We start from the raw sequence: 17,705 nt of genomic DNA, 5'->3' as shown, positions 1-17,705 counted from the left end.
ACCCCCGGGTGGCAAGCTTTCGCAGATGGAGACGCCGCAGGGTCCACCCCATCCGTATCTCGCCGCGCCCCCGCTCGCCTTCGCCCACAGGGGTGGCGCCGCCGCCGGTGACGAGAACACCGCCGGCGCCTTCGACCGCGCGGTGCGGGCGGGCTACCGCTACGTCGAGACCGACGTGCACGCCACCCGCGACGGCGTGGCGGTCGTCCTGCACGACGCGACCCTGGGCCGGGTCGCCGGGGATCCGCACGCGGTCGCCACGATGACCTGGGCGGACCTGAAGAGCGTGCGGGTGGGCGGGGCGGCGGCCGTGCCCCGGCTGGACGAGGTGCTCGACGCCTGGCCGGAGGTCCGCTTCAACATCGACGTCAAGGCCGACGCGGCCGTCGAGCCGACCATCGCCGTCGTGCACGAGCGCGCCACCCCGGACCAGGTGCTGCTGGCCTCGTTCTCCGACCCGCGGCTGCGGCGGCTGCGGCAGCTCGCCGGACCGGCTTATGCGACGTCGCTGGCGCAGCGGGAGACGGCCCGGCTGTGGCTGGCCTCGCGGGTGCGGCGGCGGATCGCGCTGCCCCCGTCGGCGGTCGCGGCGCAGGTCCCGATCATGTTCGGGCGGGTGCGGGTGGTGGACCGGCGCTTCGTCGCCCACGCGCACGCGCTGGGGCTGCAGGTCCATGTGTGGACGGTCGACGATCCTGCCGTGATGGAGGGCTTACTTGATCTCGGTGTGGATGGCATCATGACCGATCGCATCGACGTGTTACGGGAAGTTTTCACACACCGTGGCCTCTGGAAGGACCGCGAATGACCGCTGACACCAGCGCACCCCCCACCCCCGAAGAGAGTTACGGCGCGAGCACCAAACGCGAGCGTGTCGGCTGGTACTTCTACGACTGGGCCAACTCCGCCTTCTCCACCACCGTCGTCACGGCCTTCCTCGGGCCGTACCTGACCGCGATCGCCGAGAACGGCGCGGACGCGGCGGGCGACGTGCACCTGCTCGGGCTGTCGTTCAAGGCCGGGGCGCTGTTCGCGTACACCACCTCGCTGTCGGTGGCGCTGCAGGTGCTGCTGCTGCCGGTGGTCGGCGCGATCGCCGACCGGGCCGCGAAGAAGAAGTTCTGGCTCGCCCTGTTCGCTTACATCGGCGCCGCCGCCACCTGCGGCCTGGTCTTCCTCACCGGCGAGCGGTACGCGCTGGGCGCCGCGCTGTTCCTGGTGGCGAACCTGTCGTTCGGCGCGAGCGTCGTCGTCTACAACTCGTTCCTGCCGCAGATCGCCGACGAGAACGAGCGCGACGGGGTGTCCAGCCGCGGCTGGGCCGCCGGCTACCTCGGCGGCGGCCTGCTGCTGCTGCTCAACGTCATCGTGGTGCTGATCGGCGGCGAGGAGAACCAGGGCGACATCGCCCGCTGGTCGCTGGTCTCGGCCGGTGTGTGGTGGGCGCTGTTCACGACGTTCCCGCTGCTGTGGCTGCGCAACCGGCCCCCGCTGGCGGGCGAGGCGCGCGGCTCGGTGCTCATCGACGGGTTCAAGCAGCTCGGGCACACGCTCAAGGGGCTGAAGGCGTACCCGCTGACGCTGTCGTTCCTGATCGCGTTCCTGATCTACAACGACGGCATCCAGACCGTCATCGCGATGGCCGGCACCTACGGCTCCGAGCAGCTCGGCTTCGACAACACCGTGCTCATGCCGACCATCCTCATGGTGCAGTTCCTGGCGTTCGCGGGCGCGATGCTGCTGGGCCGCCTGGCCAAGAAGTACGGCGCGTGGCGCACCGTGCTGGGCAGCCTCGTCGGCTGGACGTTCATCCTGGTCGCGGCTTACTTCCTGCCGTATGGCGACGCGGTGCCGTTCGTGGTGCTCGGCGGCGCGATCGGCCTGGTGCTCGGCGGCAGCCAGGCGCTGAGCCGCTCGCTGTTCAGCCAGCTCATCCCGAAGGGCAAGGAGGGCGAGTACTTCGGCCTCTACGAGATCTCGGACAAGGGCACCAGCTGGTTCGGGCCGCTGCTGTTCGGCCTGGCCTACGACCTGACCGGCAGCTACCGGGTCGCGATCATCTCGCTGATCGTGTTCTTCGGCATCGGGTTCGTGCTGCTGCTGAGGGTGCCCATGGCACGGGCGATCGCTGCGGCGGGCAACACGCCGCCGGACCGCCTCTGACACGCCGTACCAACACCAATCGCGCTCATGGATTCCCGCTGACGGAGGGGTAGCCGCTAGGCTGCCCCTCCGTGACGCCTGCTGACGAACCCACGACCGATCCCGCGCACTGTGTCTCGGCCGGGGACGGCAGGCTGCGCCACGGCGCCGCGCTGAAGTTCTTCTGGGGCCCGATGGACTGCGGCAAGTCCACCCTCGCCCTGCAGATGGACCACAACCACGGCCGGCAGGGCCGTCGCGGCCTGGTCATGACCCGCAACGACCGGTCCATGGGCCCGCAGGTCACCACCCGGATCGGCCTGGCCCACACCGCCGTCGAGGTGACCGACGACCTGGACCTGATCGCGCTGGTGCGCAAGGAGTGGTCCGAGGGCGCCCGCATCGACTACCTGATCTGCGACGAGGCCTGCTTCTACACCGTCGAGCAGATCGAGCAGCTGGCCGACCTGGTCGACTCCTACGACGTCGACGTGTACGCGTTCGGGCTGGCCTCGGACTTCCGCTCGCGGCTGTTCCCGGCGGCGCAGCGGCTGTTCGAGCTGGCCGACGAGGTGCACCGGCTCCAGGTCGAGGTGCTGTGCTGGTGCGGCAGCGAGGGCCTGCTCAACGCCCGGATCGTGGACGGCGTGGTGGCCCGCGAGGGCGAGCAGGTCGTCATCGGCGACACCGCCGCCGCCGACCCCGCCGAGGTCCGCTACCAGGTCCTCTGCCGCCGCCACTACCGCTCCGGCGACCTCGGCCGCTGACCGTCCGGCTCCCTGCCGTGCCGCTCCGGCGAGGTGGCAGGGAGTTCCGGTCACGGCCGGGCGGGCCGGGCGCGCCGCATCGGGAGGGCCGTCGCGACGGCGGCCAGCAGGGCCGCGGCGAGCAGCGGAAGCAGGTACCACTGCCAGCCGCCGCCGTAGAACACGTCCCAGGCGAGGTTCCAGCCCGCGACGGCGAGCGGGCCGACGGTCGCCATGACGCCCGCGCTGATCGCGGCGTCGCGGCGCAGCAGGCCGGTCGCCGCCACGGCGAGGCCCCACGGCAGGCTGAACAGCAGCCCGTACGTGCCGAGCAGGGTGATCGGGGTCAGACCGCCCAGCAGCGCGACCGGGAACCCGGCCGCGAGCAGCGCCCCGGCGCCGACGGGCAGCCACCGGCGAGGTCCGGCGGCGGGCTGCCACGCGCCGGTGCGCAGCACGGCCAGCGCGCAGGCCACGACCGCGGCGGCGCAGGCGACGGCGAGCCCCGCGGCCAGCGGCCGGAGGATGCCGAGCAGGGGCTCACCGCGCCCGCCCATGCCGGTGAACGGCTCCCAGTGGCGCACCGCCCAGATGCCGGTCCCACCCAGCTGCACGGTGGCGAGCACACCCGCGGTCGCGGCGGCACCCGCGAGGGCGGGACGGCCGGCCAGCAGGATCAGGCCGCTGCCGGTGAGGATCGCCCACAGCGCCCAGTGCCCGGGGCCGTAGAGCGAGGCCCAGTGGTCGGCGAAGACGGCGGGCCCGCTCGGCACCAGCAGCACGACCAGGGTGTACGCGGCGGCGCAGAGCGCGATCACCCCCGCGCGGCGAGCGGCTCGGTTCCGGTTCCCGGCAGCGTTCATGGCGTCCCCCGTCGATGTCGTGGGGCTCATGCTGTCCGACCACGACGGTCGGGGCAAGGCCGCGAACCGGGCATGCGGCTCGCGTGCCTCCTCCGGCCGCCGGAGGTCGCGGTCCGCTTCCGGGTGCCTCTGCCGCCATTTCGGCCCGGCCGGACCGTCGTTTCCGTCAGGATGGTGACGAAACGGACTTTCTGTGAGGTGAGCGCGGATGGCGCAGCGCGATGCGGCCGGCGACGAGCGGCCCGAGCCCGAGCAGCCCCGGCCGGAGCCGGGCGCCGCGGGGCGCAGCGAGGCCGACGTGTACCGGCTGAAGGTCAAGGAGCTGCGCGCGTTACTGCGCGAGGCGGGCGTCACCGGCACCTCGGCCATGCGCAAGGACGAGCTGGTGCGTGAGCTGTTCAAGACGATGCACTCCGACCAGCGCGCCCGCTCCACGGCGAAGGTCGCCACGGGCAAGAAGAGCCTGGTGCCGCCGGGCGACAACGCGCCGTCGTCGCGGGCGCAGGCGCCGGTGCGCCCGGCCAAGCGGGTGCCGTCCGCACCCGGGGTCGAGCTGCCCGACCTGGACCGCGACGACGACGTGATCGACCTGCTGCTGGCCCAGCACGAGGAGATCGCCGACCTGTTCGTCGAGCTGGGCCGCGCGCGCGGCCCGCACCGGCGGGCGCAGTTCGACCGGCTGGTACGCCTGCTCGCCGTGCACGAGAGCATCGAGCAGCTGCTGGTGCACCCGCTGGCCCGGGCCAGGCTGACCGACGGCGACGCGGTCGTCGACGCCCGCACCGAGGAAGAGGACCAGGCCGAGCTGGACCTGCAGGAGCTGCACGAGCTGGGCCTGGAGCACGACGACTTCACCACGAAGCTGGCCAACCTGCGCGACGCCTTGGTCGAGCACGCCGAGCTGGAGGAGGAAGAGGAGTTCGACTACCTGCGCGACAATGTGCCCCCGGCGGAGCTGCTCCGGCTCGCCGACGTGGCGCTCAACGCGACCCTGGTCGCCCTCGCCGACGACGAGGACACCTCCGCCGACCCCCCGCGCACCGTCTTCTCCCGCGCCCGCGACGCCTTCCCCGCGCCCTGAGCGGGGCTCGATGCCGGATGCGGGGTGAGCCCTCGCACCAGCCCCGCCACCCCCTCGTCGGCGCGCTCCTGAAATCGCTCTCCCCACCCGGCCGCAGCGGGCAGGCCGTCGACCCCGGCACCATGCAGCCCCCGCATCCACCGTGGCCGCCGGCCTACAGAGAGTAATCGATTCACATCTATTGACTTCACGTGACCGGACAGTAAAGTCTCCTTTTTGAGAGCGCTCTCACGCCCTGATCCGTCCCACCCCCGGAGGACTGACGTGAGAGTCACTGCGCTGACCGGCGCGGCGGTGCTCGCCGTGGCGCTGGCCGCCCCCATACCCGCATCGGCCGCCCCCGCCACCGACATCGCCCCCGCCGCTTCCATGCAGCAGGCGCTGCAACGCGACCTCGGCCTCACCGCCGACCAGGCCCGCGTCCGCCAGGCCCACGAGGCCGCCGCACCCGTCGTCGAGCGGGCCGTACGCGAGCGCCTCGGCGCCCGCTTCGCCGGAGCGTGGTTCTCGCCCGCCGACGGCCGCCTCAAGGTCGGTGTGCTCGACGAGGCCGGCGCCGCTCAGGCCCGCGCGGCGGGCGCCGTGCCCGCCCTGGTGACCCGCAGCCTCGCCCAGCTCGACGGCGTCAAGGCCAAGCTCGACGCCCGCGCCGCCAAGGCCGGTGCCGCCGTGCACGGCTGGTACGTGGACGTGGCCGCCAACACCGTGACCGTGGCCGCCGCCGACACCGCCGCGGCCCGCCGCTTCGCCGCCGCGAGCGGGGTCGACGCCGCCGCGCTGCGGATCGTCACCGGCCAGGCGCCGCGCCCGCTGTACGACATCCGCGGCGGCGACCAGTACGTCATCAACGGCAACACGCTGTGCTCGGTCGGCTTCTCCGTCAACAACGGCGGCTTCGTCACCGCCGGGCACTGCGGCGGCGCGGGCAGCCCCACCCTCGGCTACAACAACGTGGCCCAGGGCACCTTCGCCGGGTCGTCGTTCCCGAACAACGACTACGCGTGGGTGCGTACCAACAGCAACTGGACCCCGCGCCCGTGGGTCAACAACTACGCGGGCGGGAGCGCGACCGTGGCGGGCTCGCAGGAGGCGGCGATCGGCGCGTCGATCTGCCGCTCGGGCCGCACCACCGGCTGGCGCTGCGGCGTCATCCAGGCCAAGAACGTCACCGTCAACTACTCCGGCGGGCGCACCGTCTACGGCCTGACCCAGACGACCGCGTGCGCCGAGGGCGGCGACTCCGGCGGCGCGTGGCTGAGCGGCAACCAGGCCCAGGGCGTGACCTCCGGCGGCTCGGGCAACTGCTCGACCGGCGGCACCACGTTCTACCAGCCGGTCAACGAGATCCTCGGCGCGTACGGCCTCACGCTCACCACCACCGGCGGGGGCGGCGCCAGCCGCATCATCGGCTGGCAGGACAAGTGCATCGACGTGCCGAACTCGAACTTCGTCGACGGCCAGCGCCTGCAGCTGTGGGACTGCAACGGCACCAACGCGCAGAACTGGACGTTCCCGGGTGACGGCACGATCCGTACCGTCAACGGCCTGTGCATGGACGTGGCCTGGGGCTCGACCGCGGCCGGCGCGGCGATCCAGATCGTGGGCTGCAGCGGCAACCCAGCCCAGCAGTTCGTGCTGACCGGCGCGGGTGACCTGGTCAACCCGCAGGCCAACAAGTGCGTCGACGTGACCGCCTGGGGCGGCACCGGCACTCCGCTGCAGACCTGGGACTGCACCGGCGGCGCCAACCAGAAGTGGCGGCGCGGCTGAGCCACCGACCGGATGTGGGGCGCCGGGACGCCGACCGGCGCCCCACATCCACGTGGCTGTTTCGGCGGTGGCCGAAAGCCTCGACGATCGCGACGGGGTCTTGCAGGATCGTGCGCGAACCGGCGCAATCGCCGAACGCGCGGCGAGTCCGTGCGGCTCGGGCGACGCGGGCTTGGCCGACACGGGGGAGGCCAATCCCGCGCGCCGGCACCTCGTGCACGGTCGCTCAGATCGGGAAGGTGCCGCGGCGCCACTGCCAGTGGCGGCCGGCCTCCAGATGGTCGACGACCGCGCGCCGGAGCACGGTGTCGCGCGGCAGCCGGTCCAGCGGCGTGGTCAGGCTGCGGAACACGAACCGCAGCACCTCGACGTCGGGGTCGAGCCCTTCGGGCGCCTCGTAGGGCTCCAGCTCGAACCGGCGCTGGAACCGGACGATGTTGGAGTCCTCGGGCAGGTACTCCAGCAGTTGCGGGTCGAGCAGCCAGGAGCCGCAGGCGAACGTCGTGTAGTGCTCGTCGGGGAAGTGGCGGGGGAAGAACGCGCGGGCCTCGTCGAGCGACGCCGTGACCGCCTCGGGAGTGAGCGGCCCCGCGTCCGGGATGTGCAGGCTGATCGCGCTGTCGCCCCGGTGGTGCTGCAGACGGCCCAGCTGGTAGAGGCCGCCGCGGGCGTGCAGCGTCAGCCAGCTCTGCATGACCGGCCAGCCCTCACGGTCCATCCGCCGGTCGATCGCCAGGTTGCGGCCCAGGTCGGCGAGGGTCGCCCACGACACGTCCGCGGCGACGCCGTGCTCACGGTGGTAGCCCATGGCGACGTCGACCAGCGCGAGGTACGCGTACACGTACAGGTGCCGCCAGGCGGGGCCGCGGTCGCGGTCCAGCTCCGGGCCGGGCGGCAGCCAGCCGTGGCCGCCCAGATCGGCGCGGACCAGCGCGATCGAGCGGTCGAGCAGCCAGCGCAGCTCCGGCGTCCACAGTGGTGAGTCCGGGTCGGGCCAGCCCGCCATGATCTCGGCGGCGTCGTCCGGCCGCACCGCGAGGCGTTCGAGCATCTCGGGCACGTCGGACTTGGCGGGCAGCGGCGCCGACGGCCGGTCACCGGCGAGCCGGTGCACGCGCTCGACCTCTTCGACGGGAACCCCGAGCCGCGCGGCGATCTCCTCCAGATCCACGCGAGGATCCTAACCGGAAGCACCGCTGCGGCGCGCGGGGCAAGATCGCTGTCTCGTGTCGAAAAGTGCTGCCTAGCCACAGGTTCTGACAGGAGATGGCGATCATCGCCGGAAAGTAAAGGCGGGAGGCGGGCCGGGCGTAGTACATGCGACAGTGCGTTCCCCGGTCTCAGGTGGTGTCGATGGACGATTTCGGCGATTTCTACGCGGCGCGCAAGGACGCCGTCTACCGGGCCGTGCTGGTCGCCACGCGCGGCCAGCCGGGGGCGGAGGACGCCGTGGCCGAGGCGTTCACCAGGGCGTACGCGCGCTGGGCGGCGGTCCGCGCGCATCCTGACCCGACCGCGTGGGTGCTGCGCACCGCGCTGAACGAGCAGCGCTCGTGGTGGCGGCGGCTGCGCCGCGAGCTGCTGGGCGACCCGCCCGAACGCGGCGCGCGCGACCGGGACCCCGGCGGGCTCGACGAGCGGCTGCGGGCCATGGTGCTCGCGCTGCCGCGACGGCAGCGCGAGGTGGTCGCGCTGCGGCTGCTGGCCGACCTGTCGGCGGAGGAGACGGGCCGCTCGCTGCGCATCGGCGCGGCGACCGTGCACGTGCACCTGCACCGCGCGCTGGCGACGCTGCGCGCCCAGTTGGCGGGCACGGCCGGTGACGGCGTCCGCCTGGCCGGGGAGGAGAACCGATGAGCGGGTACGACGACACGCACCTGGCAGACCTGATCCGCGAGGCGCACCGGGACACGCACCTGGCCGTGCCGCTGTCGCGGATCATCGCGGCCCGGCCGCGGCGGCGGGTGGGCCTCGCCGTGGCCGCGGCCGCCGCGGTGCTGGTCTGCGTGGTGCTGTTCGGCATGGCGTGGGTGCTGCTCGGCGGGCAGCCGATCGGGCTGCAGCCCGCGCTGCCGTCGCCCTCGGCGTCCCCGCCCGGCAAGCCGCCCCGGCCGTCCAGCAGCGCGACGACGGCCCTGGGCCGGTGTGCCGACTTCGCCAGGCCCGAGCTGGCCGCCGAGGGTATGACGGAGCTGCCGCCGCTGCGCTTCGAGCGCGAGGTCGTCCCGGCGGAGCTGCGGCTGCTGATCTACGCCGACGACGAGCGCAACGTGGCCTGCTGGCTGGGCGCCGAGCAGCACTCGGTGGAGATCGACCAGTCGAACCTGACCACGGACATGGATCCCGCGCATCCGCCGGGCAGGCTGAGCAACGTGTCGGCGAACTGGGGGAGCAACCCCGCCGCGGCGTACACCTTCGGCCGGGTCCCGGAGGGGACCACCCGGGTGGAGGTGCACTTCCCGGGCGGGACGGTGCGGCAGGCGACCCTGGAGAACGGTTGGTACCTGCTCACGGGCACCGGCGAGGACTCGTACGCGTTCTCCGAGATCACCAAGATCGTCGCGGTCACCCCGGGTGGCAGGCAGGAGCTGCCGGTGCTGCACGGATGAGCGGAACTGGCCGGGCGCGCCCTCGTGGGCGCCCGGCCTGGTCAAGGTTCGGTAACACGTTCCGACAACTCCGGGCATGCCGGACACCGGCCTGTTGATGTGACGCGGGCAGCCCCCTACTTTTGATCGCCAACAGGCCGTTGAGCTGCGGCACCGTGCGGCTCGTCATGATGCCGCGTCGATGCGAGGGGACCCCGATGCTGAACGATGAGGCGCTCGCCGGGCGCTGGCTCGCGGCCGGCGGCCCGGAGCTGCAGACCGAGGTTCTGCGGCGGCTGCGAATGGGCGAGCGCCTGGACGGGCTGCCGCTGGACCGCGTCGACGGCCGCTGGGACCTGCGCGGCCTGGGCGCCCCCGAGCCCCGGGGCGTCGACGCCGACCCCGCCGAACCCGCCGGCCCGCAGTCAGGCCCGATAACGTTCACCTTCGAGTTCGCGACGGTCGCCGCGACGCTGGAGTTCCAGCGGGCACGGCTGTGCGACCTGGATCTGCGCGGGGCGCACCTGCCACGGCTGCGGCTGTTCGGCTGCGTCATCGACAACAGCCTGTTCGACGGGGCGTACTGCGTCGGCCTGCGGATGTGGGCGACCGACGTGATGGACAGCTCGTTCCTGGCGGCGGAGCTGGGCCGGTCGTCGGTGGGCGGCTGGTACGCCAACCGGGCCAACAAGCTGCGCAACGTCGACTTCCGGCACGCCGATCTGTCCCGGCTGGGCTGCGGCGTGGCGAGCTTCACCGACGTCGACTTCTCCCACGCCCAGCTGGAGTGCACGAACTTCTGGCAGGCCAGCCTGATCCGGTGCCGGTTCGCCGGGGTGCTGCGCGAGGTGGTGTTCGACGGGCGGGTGCTGGAGCCCGAGCGGGACCTGGCGCCCAACCCGATGCTGGACGTGGACATGGCCGGGGTGACCGCCTTCGACGACGTCGACTTCCGCGGGGTCAACTTCGACCGGGTCACCCTGCCGGACCACCCGGCGCTGGTGGTCGTGCGGGGCGTGCACCGGGTCGAGGCGGGGCTCGTGCGCCTGGACGGCCGCGACGACCACGCGGCGCAGGAGGCACGCGGGCGGCTGCAGCACCTGCGCAAGTTCATGGGGCAGGCCGGCGGGGCCGATCAGGCGCTGGTGGATCTGCGCACGCTGATCGACCCCGAGGCGGCGCTGCTGCTGCGGATGCTGCTGGTCTGAGCCCGGTCAGCCGTCGAGGCGGCGCACCATGTTCATGATCGATTCGAGCTGGAGCCCGCCCTTGATCGGGTAGTTGGTGTAGCCGAGGTAGCCCCACCAGTCCCAGCAGCCGTACGGGTTCACGCCGCTCGCCGTCGCCTGCGGGTAGAGCACGACCGTGCGGTTGGTGTCGGCGTACTGGTTCAGGTTGGCCCGGTCCACGAACGCCGTGCCGACCGCGTTGTAGCCCTGCGAGCAGCCGTGCAGCGCGACCAGCAGGCGGCAGCTCTGCCCGGACGCGCAGCTGCTCGGCACGTACGCGAAGCCGTAGCCGCCCATGCTGAGCCCGGCGGCCAGGCCGTTGACCGCGAACGTGTTCTGGTCGAAGCGGACCAGGGTGCCGGTCAGCGGGCCGGTGTTGCGCGCGCTGACCGAGCCGTACAGCTTGGTGAACATCGCCTGCTGCGGGTCGATGCCGCAGTCGTTGACGAACGGCGAGGCGGTGACGGTGCAGCCGCCGCTGCCGTACGGGCTGACCCAGGCGTGGCCGGCCGAGGTGCCCGAGTTGTAGCTGACGCTCGCGCCGAAGTGCTGGTAGTAGCGGACCAGGTCGTCGGTGACGGACTTCTTCACGGTGCCGTCGTTGTTGCCGTGGAAGACGTAGACCGGGTCGCCGGACAGCTGCGACGGCGGGTCGATCCAGCCGTAGCCCGACCACAGCGACGTGTACGACTGCAGGCCGGCCAGCTGCGTGGACCACAGGTTGTCGCCGCACGCGTTGAGCGCACGCGCCGCGTTGTACTGCGCGCAGTAGTAGGGCCCGCCCGCGAACAGCGCCGCGCCCTTGATCCGGCCCGAGTAGGCCACGTGCAGCTGTTCGGCCATGTAGGCGCCGGAGGAGACGCCGGCGACGTACACGGCGGAGATGTTGTAGGTCTGCAGCGTGCCGGGGGTCGGCGGGACGGTGTAGGGGGTGGCCGCGGCGGCGGGGTGGGCCGGGAGCAGGACCGCGGCGAGCGTGGCAAGGAGCGTGAGGCCGGTGCGGACACGGGATGGTGACATGACCGACTCCTTCCGGTGACAGGGGTGGCGTCACCGTAGGCCCGCGCGGGTCCGGGACCCATCCGTCGTAGCCACATGTTTCGATTCGTGGCGGTGGGGCGTGACTCCACCGGCGGCGGGGTAAGAGAGCCCCGAGCGTGCCTGCCCGGCACGGCGGAAGGAGTCTGCAGTGGCCACGTTCGTCCTGATCCACGGCGCCGGTGACGTCGGCTGGTACTGGCATCTGGTCGAGGCCGAGCTGCGCGCCCGCGGGCACGAGACCCTCGCCCCGGACCTGCCCTGCGACGACGACTCCGCCGGGCTCGCCGAGTACGCGAGCGCGGTCATCGACGCCGTGCCCGACCGGACCGACCTGGTCGTGGTGGGCCAGTCGCTGGGCGGGTTCACCGCGCCGCTGGTCTGCGAGCGGGTCCCGGCCAGGCTGATGGTGCTGGTGGCGCCGATGATCCCCGCGCCGGGCGAGGCGCCCGCCGACTACACCGCGCACACCCGCTACGAGGACGCCGAGGTCGGGCACTACGACGACCCGATCGAGCTGTTCTACCAGGATGTCCCGCCGGAGCTGGCCGCCGAGGCGCTGCGGCGCGGGCGGGCGCAGTCGGAGGCGCAGCTGAAGGAGCCGTCGCCGATGATCACCTGGCCGTATGTGCCCACCCGGGTGCTGATCTGCCGGGATGACCGGATCTTCCCAGTCGAGTACCTGCGGCGGGTCGCGCGGGAGCGGCTCGGCGTCGAGGCGGACGAGCTGGACGGCGGCCACACCCCGGCCCTGAGCCGCCCGGCTGAGCTCGCGGAGCGCTTGGATGCGTACGCGGCCGAGGTCGGCCTGTCCGAGGCAGCCGGGTGAGGTGTGCCGGGATCGCGGCTTTCTGCCCGGCACGGAACGGAGTTCGCAGCGTCGCCCCGCCGGCACGCTCAGAATGACGTTGTCGGGGTGAGCCTCAGGTTCCGGAGGCGGGGCGGTGACGCGCGAAGGCCGGCTGGTGCGGTTGCGCGAGCGATGCGGCGGGAGGGGCCCGCGGTGGGCCCTCGCCGTGGTGCTGCTGACCGGGGTGGTCGTCGAGGCCGTTCGTGATCTCACGGCCGGTCGCCACCCGTCGGACCTGCCGATCATCGACGACTGGCTCAGCGCGGGGCTCATCCTGGCGTCGAGCGCGATCTGCGCGCGGGGCGCCCGGCGCAGGCCGGCAGGCCCGGCCCGGGCGGCGTGGTGGTGCTTCGCCGCGGCGCTGCTGCTGTACGGCCTCGCCGTGATCACCGAGAGCGTCCTGTACGCCGGCGGTCGCGACATCCCCACCCCGAACCCCACCGACCCGCTCTACCTGAGCACCTATCCGCTGTTCATGGCAGGACTCGTCGGCATGGTCCGGGCACGTGTACGCGACGCCCCCTGGCACCGGTGGCTCGACGGCTTCGTCCTGGTCCTCGTCGTGGCGACCCCGGGCGTGCTGCTGGTCATCGAACCCGTCGTGAAGAACGCTCCGATCGATCTGCTGGGAAAGACCGTCACCGTCGCCTACCCACTCGGCGACGTGCTGCTGCTCGGCGCGCTCCTGGGCACCCTGCCGCTGATGTCCTGGCGGCTGATCGGCAGCTGGCCGTGGGTGGCGGCGGGGCTGGTCTGCCTGACCTTCGCCGACGCCGCCTACAGCCTCGACGCGGCCGACGTCACGGCCCACAACGCGCGCTACGACTTCCTCTGGACGGCGGGCGCGCTCGCGTTCGCGGTCGGCGCCACCCGGCTGCCGTCGCGGGTACACCCGTCCCGGGAGATCACGGGGTGGCCCGCGATCGCGCTGCCGCTCGGGGCCTCGCTGTTCGCCGTGGCCACCCAGGTCTACGGCTACTTCCGGCCGCTGCCCGACGCCGAGCGGCTGCTCACCATCGCCGTCCTGCTCATCGGCATAGCCCAGATCATCGTGTCCCGTCCCCGCCCCGAGGCCGAACGGGAAGGGAGGGGACCCCGATCAGGCGGCTGCGGCCGAGGCGCTGCCGAAGATTGACCGACGTGGGGATTGCGCCGGCAGATCGCCGCCGGTCCCGCAGCCACGAGTACCACCGCTCCGGCAGCAGCGCACCGCCCCCAGCAGATACGGCAGCCGAGCAGGCGGAGGTGCTAATCCGCTAGGTTGCACGCATGGTCGGATCCAGCGACGTCACGCCTGAGCAGGCAGGGCTCTGCCGTCGATTCGAGGCCCTACCTGTGGCTGCACCTGCTGGGCTGAACACGGGCGTCTCGCGCAGCTTGCTTTCTCGCGGGCGGGGCCGCAGCGGGTGGCTGCGCCGTAGGCCGTCGTCGGTCAGCTGGCCGGTCTACGGCATCCGGCACGACGTCGAAGGCGGCACGACCGGCTGGTATCTGTGGACCGGAGAGTACTCGGAGGCGGACGACTTCTACGTGCCGTGGCATACCGCGCATCTGTACGAGCGGTGGCCCGAGGTCGTGCCGTATCTCGCGCTGCCACCGGGCTGGAGATTCGTCATCGCGCCTGGTTACGAAGACGTGTGGTTCGACCGGACCGACGGCTGACCGACGGCAGGTGCCTGAAGCCCCGACATCCAACAGTCCCCCTGTGACCGCGTGCTGACGCAGCTGATTCTCGCTAACCTTCAGCGCGGTGCGCCTACGACGCCAGGGCATACGACTGTGATGCAGAATCACGGCGTGATCCATTTCGGTCGCTGCCGGGCGATCAGTTCGGGCGCTTGGTTCTGAAGACCAAGTGCACGTGCAGGTTGTGCATGACGCCACGGTCGCGCCGTACGTACGAGTTCAATGTCCGTTGTGGACATGGACGAGTGTTACAGTGAGCCCATGAAGCTGGTGGTGCGGCTCAAACTCCAGCCCGCGCCGCAGCAGGCGTCGGCGCTGGAGGCGACGCTGCGCGCGTGCAATGCCGCTGCTTCGGAGGTGGCCGTCGTGGCCCGGCAGGTCGGCGTCTACCGCAACTACGACCTGCGTAGACACGTCTACCAGGCCGTCAAGGATGATCATCGGCTCGGCGCGCAAGCGGCCCAGCACGTCATCAAGAAGGTCAGCGACGCGTACAAGACGCTTAAAGCCAATATCCGGGCTGGCAATCTCGGCAAGCCCGGGTCGAAACGCCATCGCAATGCCGAAACCAGCCCGGTCTCGTTTCGTTGGGACGCCGCGCAGCCTTATGACGCGCGGATGTTGTCCTGGCGGCCGGACGTTCGCACGGTGTCGATCTGGACGGTCGACGGCCGCCTCAAGGCCGTACCGTACACCGGATCGTCAGATCAGCTCAAAGCCGTCGCCACCCTGCCGATCGGGGAGTCTGACCTGGTGCACCGCGACGGCATGTGGTTCCTTCATGCGAGCGTTGAGGTGCCCGAGCCGCAGCTGATCGACCCCGTCGGGTTCCTGGGTGTGGACATGGGCGTCGCCAACATCGCCTATGACTCCGACGCCAATCGCTACGCCGGAACCCGGCTCAACGGCTACCGCCGACGACAGATACGACTGCGGGCTCGACTGCAGCACAAAGCCACCAAGTCGGCCAGGCGGCTGCTCGCCCGGCGTCGCCGCAAGGAAGCCCGCCACGCCGCGAACGTCAACCACGTCATTGCCAAGACCATCGTGACCGAGGCTGTACGCACCGGCCGTGGGATCGCCGTCGAGAACCTGACGGGGATCCGCGACCGGGTCCGGCTCCGCAAGCCCCAACGGGTCACTCTGTCGTCGTGGTCGTTCCGCCAGCTCGGCGCGTTCCTGGCCTACAAGGCGTGCCGGGCCGGTGTACCGCTGGTCCAGGTCGACCCGCGGTACACCTCCCAGACGTGCTCACGGTGCGGGCACCGCGACAAGCGCAACCGGCCCGACCAGGAAACGTTCACCTGTCGATCGTGCGGGGTCGTTGCCCACGCAGATCACAATGCGGCCCTCAACATCGCCCGGCGCGGCGTCGAGGGCTGGGGCGCAGTCAACCGCCCACACGCGGCCTGACCTCGCAGCCAGCGAGAAAGAGACCCGCAAGCCCGGCCTTTCAGAGCCGGGTAGTTGACAACTTGTCTTCCACCTCGAGCACGCCGCTGTCAGGAAGGTGCCGGCCTGCTTCGTCGGCGTCGTAGGTGGCCAGGTACGCGCCTGTGCGCCTGGCCGCGATCACGGCGTGCCCCATGACGTCACCGATCTGTGCCGCCTCCAGGGCGTCCGTTCCCAGCAGCGGCAGCAGCACCGTCACCGCGTCCGGCCGCGTCACCATGGCAGCCAGGCGCTCCTGCTCGTCCGCGTCCAGCTGCCAATACGCGGTCATGAAGCACGCGGCGGGGATGCCGACCAGGCCGGCGCCGCCCTCCTCCTCGATCGTGGCGATCAGCTCGGCGACGCCCATGCCGGTCAGCCGTGCGTACGCGGTCAGCGCGGTGACGTCGAGCAACACGCGGATCTGCGGTTCCGCCACCTCGTCGCTCACTGCTGCTCGGCCGCCCGCCGGGCGTCCAGCGCCGCGAGCTTCTGCCGCATCCGCTCCACGCCTTCCGTGGTCACCAGGTAACCGGCCTCGCGCAGCATCGCGCGCGTCGCGGCCCGGCGCTGGTGCATCCGGATCGCGTCGGCGACGAAGGCCGACTGCTGACGAGGACCCTGAGCCTCGACGACGGCGGCCACGTCGGCGGGCAGATAGACGGTGACGCGGCGAGCGCGGGGCTCGGCAGGCTGTGGCGCTGTCATACACCACAGCCTACAACTGTCACACATCGCCGCGAAGCACCTTGCAGGCTGGTCAGCGGAAGTCCACCACCGTGGGGTCTGTGCCGGCCGGTGGCCGGAGCCGGACCGCGAGGAGCACGGCGAGCACCGCGTAGCCGCCCAGCACCGCCAACCCTGCCCACCCCGGCAGCGGGAGGTAGCCCGCATGCGGCGCGTAGTGCATGGTCACCTGCGGATACGCGACGACCGTCTGCAGCATCGCGTAGCCGCCCGCGGGGCTGAGGCGCAGCAGCCACGAGGTCACCTGCTCCGGCAGCAACGGCACCACGCTGAGCAGGTACGGCACCACCACCAGCGCGATCCCGGCCGTCGCCGCAACCCAGGCGCGGCGGCACAGCGCCCCCAGCGCCACCGCGAGCGCGGCAGCCCCGGCGAGCAGTACTCCCGCGCCCGCGGCGACCCGCAGTCCGGTGAGCGGCCCGAGCGGGGCGACGGGCAGCCCCTTGTGCTGCATCAGCAGGGTCCCGGCGGTGAGCGTGAGCCCCGCGACGGCCAGCCCGCCCGCGAGGACGAGCCCGCCGAGTGCGGCGGCCCGCGCGGCGATCACACGTCCTGCGGCGCCCACCCCGAAGCGGGCCCCCGCCACGATCACCACGATCAGGGCCACGACCAGGCCGAGCAGGGTGCTCTCCGGGCGGGTCGAGCCCATGGAGCCGATCGGGCCGATGTCGCCGGAGCCGGTGACGGACAGGACGCCGTTCTCCTCGACCAGCCCGGCCGGGCGGTGGTACTTCTCCCAGTCGGTGTGGCCCAGCTCGCCGACCGTGTCGCGCTGCCAGCCGGTGACCGGGGCGCCGTCGATCGTGACGTGGTCGAACACGCCGACGGCCTGGGTGAACCGGACCTCGCCGACGTGCCCGCCGAGGCCGATCTCGCGCAGTGTCAGGTCGCCGGGGGACGTGGCGAACAGGCCGACCTGCACGGTGGCGGGCAGGCCGGGCAGCCGGGCGGTGCCGACCCGCGTCCACGCCGTGCCGTCGGCGGACTCCTCGCCGGTGACGGTGTCGCCGTCGCGGGTCAGCCGCAGCCAGCGCGGCTGGTCCGGGGAGACCCCGCCGGGACGGCCGGCCGTGTCGTGGCGGTAGGAGTGCTGCAGCCGTACGCCGTGGGCGCCGGTCATCAGCAGCGCGGCGTAGTCGGAGCCCTGCCCGGTGCCGTCCTTGACGATCAGCCCGGCCTTGGCCCACGGCACCACGCCGCTGACGATCTGGTCGTGGTTGGGCGGCGGGTAGGTGATGGTGCCGGTCAGCTCGGTCATCCGCGCCGTGATCACGCCGCGCTCGCCCAGCGGCACGTGCGCGAAGAAGGACTGGTCGCTCACGGGTGCGCCGTCGGGCCCGATCGGGTCGGTGGGGCACTGGACCTCGACCGTGCCCTCGCTGCACGAGCTGAGGTTCGTCAGGGCCGGGAGCAGGCCGAGCAGCAGCACGGCCAGCGCGGCGGCGGCCAGGGCGATGATCCGGCCGCGTCCGGCGCGCAGCACGGCCCACTGCGCCCGCAGCGCGGTGGTGATTTCCAAGGGGGTACGCATGGC

At 72.2% G+C, this 17,705-nt stretch carries 18 protein-coding genes; 12 read left to right on the top strand and 6 right to left on the bottom strand.

Translation table 11 applies throughout. The features are described 5' to 3' along the window. Positions 1-25 precede the first annotated feature (25 nt). From Cba03nite_RS31360 to Cba03nite_RS31350, 3 genes are all read left to right on the top strand, one after another. Positions 26-808 (top strand): glycerophosphodiester phosphodiesterase family protein, encoded by a 783-nt coding sequence (locus Cba03nite_RS31360; protein ID WP_203754043.1) that lies wholly within the window; start codon positions 26-28, stop codon positions 806-808. After that, positions 805-2,163: an MFS transporter gene (locus Cba03nite_RS31355; protein WP_203754040.1), complete on the top strand. Its 1,359-nt coding sequence runs from the start codon at positions 805-807 to the stop codon at positions 2,161-2,163. The genes Cba03nite_RS31360 and Cba03nite_RS31355 overlap by 4 nt, the downstream gene beginning before the upstream one ends. Positions 2,164-2,234: 71 nt before the next feature. Beyond that, positions 2,235-2,909, top strand: coding sequence for a thymidine kinase (locus tag Cba03nite_RS31350; RefSeq protein WP_203754038.1), 675 nt, complete (start codon positions 2,235-2,237; stop codon positions 2,907-2,909). A 50-nt stretch (positions 2,910-2,959) separates the two neighbouring features. Here the strand turns inward: Cba03nite_RS31350 and Cba03nite_RS31345 are convergent, their stop codons facing one another. Then, positions 2,960-3,751 (bottom strand): hypothetical protein, encoded by a 792-nt coding sequence (locus tag Cba03nite_RS31345; RefSeq protein ID WP_203754036.1) that lies wholly within the window; start codon positions 3,749-3,751, stop codon positions 2,960-2,962. A 208-nt stretch (positions 3,752-3,959) separates the two neighbouring features. Between Cba03nite_RS31345 and Cba03nite_RS31340 the strand changes: the two genes are divergently transcribed. Continuing rightward, a complete protein-coding gene (locus tag Cba03nite_RS31340; RefSeq protein ID WP_203754034.1) occupies positions 3,960-4,832 on the top strand; it encodes a hemerythrin domain-containing protein in 873 nt (290 codons plus the stop codon). A 264-nt stretch (positions 4,833-5,096) separates the two neighbouring features. Then, complete coding sequence (locus tag Cba03nite_RS31335; protein WP_346113225.1) at positions 5,097-6,602, top strand: ricin-type beta-trefoil lectin domain protein; 1,506 nt, start codon at positions 5,097-5,099, stop codon at positions 6,600-6,602. 226 nt (positions 6,603-6,828) lie between these two features. Here the strand turns inward: Cba03nite_RS31335 and Cba03nite_RS31330 are convergent, their stop codons facing one another. Next, a complete protein-coding gene (locus tag Cba03nite_RS31330) occupies positions 6,829-7,773 on the bottom strand; it encodes an acyltransferase domain-containing protein (RefSeq protein ID WP_203754032.1) in 945 nt (314 codons plus the stop codon). 182 nt (positions 7,774-7,955) lie between these two features. Here Cba03nite_RS31330 and Cba03nite_RS31325 point away from each other — a divergent pair, with 182 nt between their 5' ends. From Cba03nite_RS31325 to Cba03nite_RS31315, 3 genes are all read left to right on the top strand, one after another. Further along, the gene (locus tag Cba03nite_RS31325; RefSeq protein ID WP_203754030.1) at positions 7,956-8,459 is read left to right on the top strand and encodes a sigma-70 family RNA polymerase sigma factor; all 504 of its coding nucleotides are present in this window, start codon (positions 7,956-7,958) and stop codon (positions 8,457-8,459) included. Next, positions 8,456-9,211, top strand: coding sequence for a hypothetical protein (locus Cba03nite_RS31320; RefSeq protein WP_203754028.1), 756 nt, complete (start codon positions 8,456-8,458; stop codon positions 9,209-9,211). Before Cba03nite_RS31325 ends, Cba03nite_RS31320 begins: the two co-directional genes overlap by 4 nt. 197 nt (positions 9,212-9,408) lie before the next feature. Beyond that, positions 9,409-10,398, top strand: a complete 990-nt coding sequence (locus tag Cba03nite_RS31315) for a pentapeptide repeat-containing protein (protein ID WP_203754026.1) — start codon at positions 9,409-9,411, stop codon at positions 10,396-10,398. A gap of 6 nt (positions 10,399-10,404) precedes the next feature. Here Cba03nite_RS31315 and Cba03nite_RS31310 read toward each other — a convergent pair whose 3' ends face one another. Next, complete coding sequence (locus tag Cba03nite_RS31310; RefSeq protein ID WP_203754024.1) at positions 10,405-11,439, bottom strand: extracellular catalytic domain type 2 short-chain-length polyhydroxyalkanoate depolymerase; 1,035 nt, start codon at positions 11,437-11,439, stop codon at positions 10,405-10,407. 169 nt (positions 11,440-11,608) lie between these two features. Between Cba03nite_RS31310 and Cba03nite_RS31305 the strand changes: the two genes are divergently transcribed. From Cba03nite_RS31305 to Cba03nite_RS31290, 4 genes are all read left to right on the top strand, one after another. Next, positions 11,609-12,286: an alpha/beta fold hydrolase gene (locus Cba03nite_RS31305; RefSeq protein ID WP_203754021.1), complete on the top strand. Its 678-nt coding sequence runs from the start codon at positions 11,609-11,611 to the stop codon at positions 12,284-12,286. A gap of 187 nt (positions 12,287-12,473) precedes the next feature. Then, entirely contained in the window at positions 12,474-13,442 is a 969-nt protein-coding gene (locus Cba03nite_RS31300) for a hypothetical protein (protein ID WP_203754018.1), read from the top strand. Between the two features lie 134 nt (positions 13,443-13,576). Continuing rightward, the gene (locus tag Cba03nite_RS40085; protein ID WP_239126140.1) at positions 13,577-13,969 is read left to right on the top strand and encodes an immunity protein Imm33 domain-containing protein; all 393 of its coding nucleotides are present in this window, start codon (positions 13,577-13,579) and stop codon (positions 13,967-13,969) included. Between the two features lie 285 nt (positions 13,970-14,254). Further along, complete coding sequence (locus Cba03nite_RS31290) at positions 14,255-15,406, top strand: RNA-guided endonuclease InsQ/TnpB family protein (protein WP_203754015.1); 1,152 nt, start codon at positions 14,255-14,257, stop codon at positions 15,404-15,406. 40 nt (positions 15,407-15,446) lie between these two features. Here Cba03nite_RS31290 and Cba03nite_RS31285 read toward each other — a convergent pair whose 3' ends face one another. Genes Cba03nite_RS31285 through Cba03nite_RS31275 form a run of 3 tightly spaced genes read right to left on the bottom strand, consistent with a single transcriptional unit; the run spans position 15,447 to position 17,702 of the window. Next, positions 15,447-15,875, bottom strand: coding sequence for a hypothetical protein (locus Cba03nite_RS31285; protein WP_203754013.1), 429 nt, complete (start codon positions 15,873-15,875; stop codon positions 15,447-15,449). Further along, positions 15,872-16,132, bottom strand: coding sequence for a hypothetical protein (locus Cba03nite_RS31280; RefSeq protein WP_203754011.1), 261 nt, complete (start codon positions 16,130-16,132; stop codon positions 15,872-15,874). The genes Cba03nite_RS31285 and Cba03nite_RS31280 overlap by 4 nt, the downstream gene beginning before the upstream one ends. 52 nt (positions 16,133-16,184) lie before the next feature. Beyond that, positions 16,185-17,702 (bottom strand): DUF1349 domain-containing protein, encoded by a 1,518-nt coding sequence (locus Cba03nite_RS31275; protein ID WP_239126139.1) that lies wholly within the window; start codon positions 17,700-17,702, stop codon positions 16,185-16,187. Positions 17,703-17,705 lie beyond the last annotated feature (3 nt).

Origin of the sequence: Catellatospora bangladeshensis, from assembly GCF_016862575.1 — a bacterium.
GTDB classification, from domain to species: Bacteria; Actinomycetota; Actinomycetes; order Mycobacteriales; family Micromonosporaceae; genus Catellatospora; species Catellatospora bangladeshensis.
The sequence above is the reverse complement of the archived record's forward strand: the minus strand, read 5'-3'. Positions and strand labels throughout refer to the sequence as shown.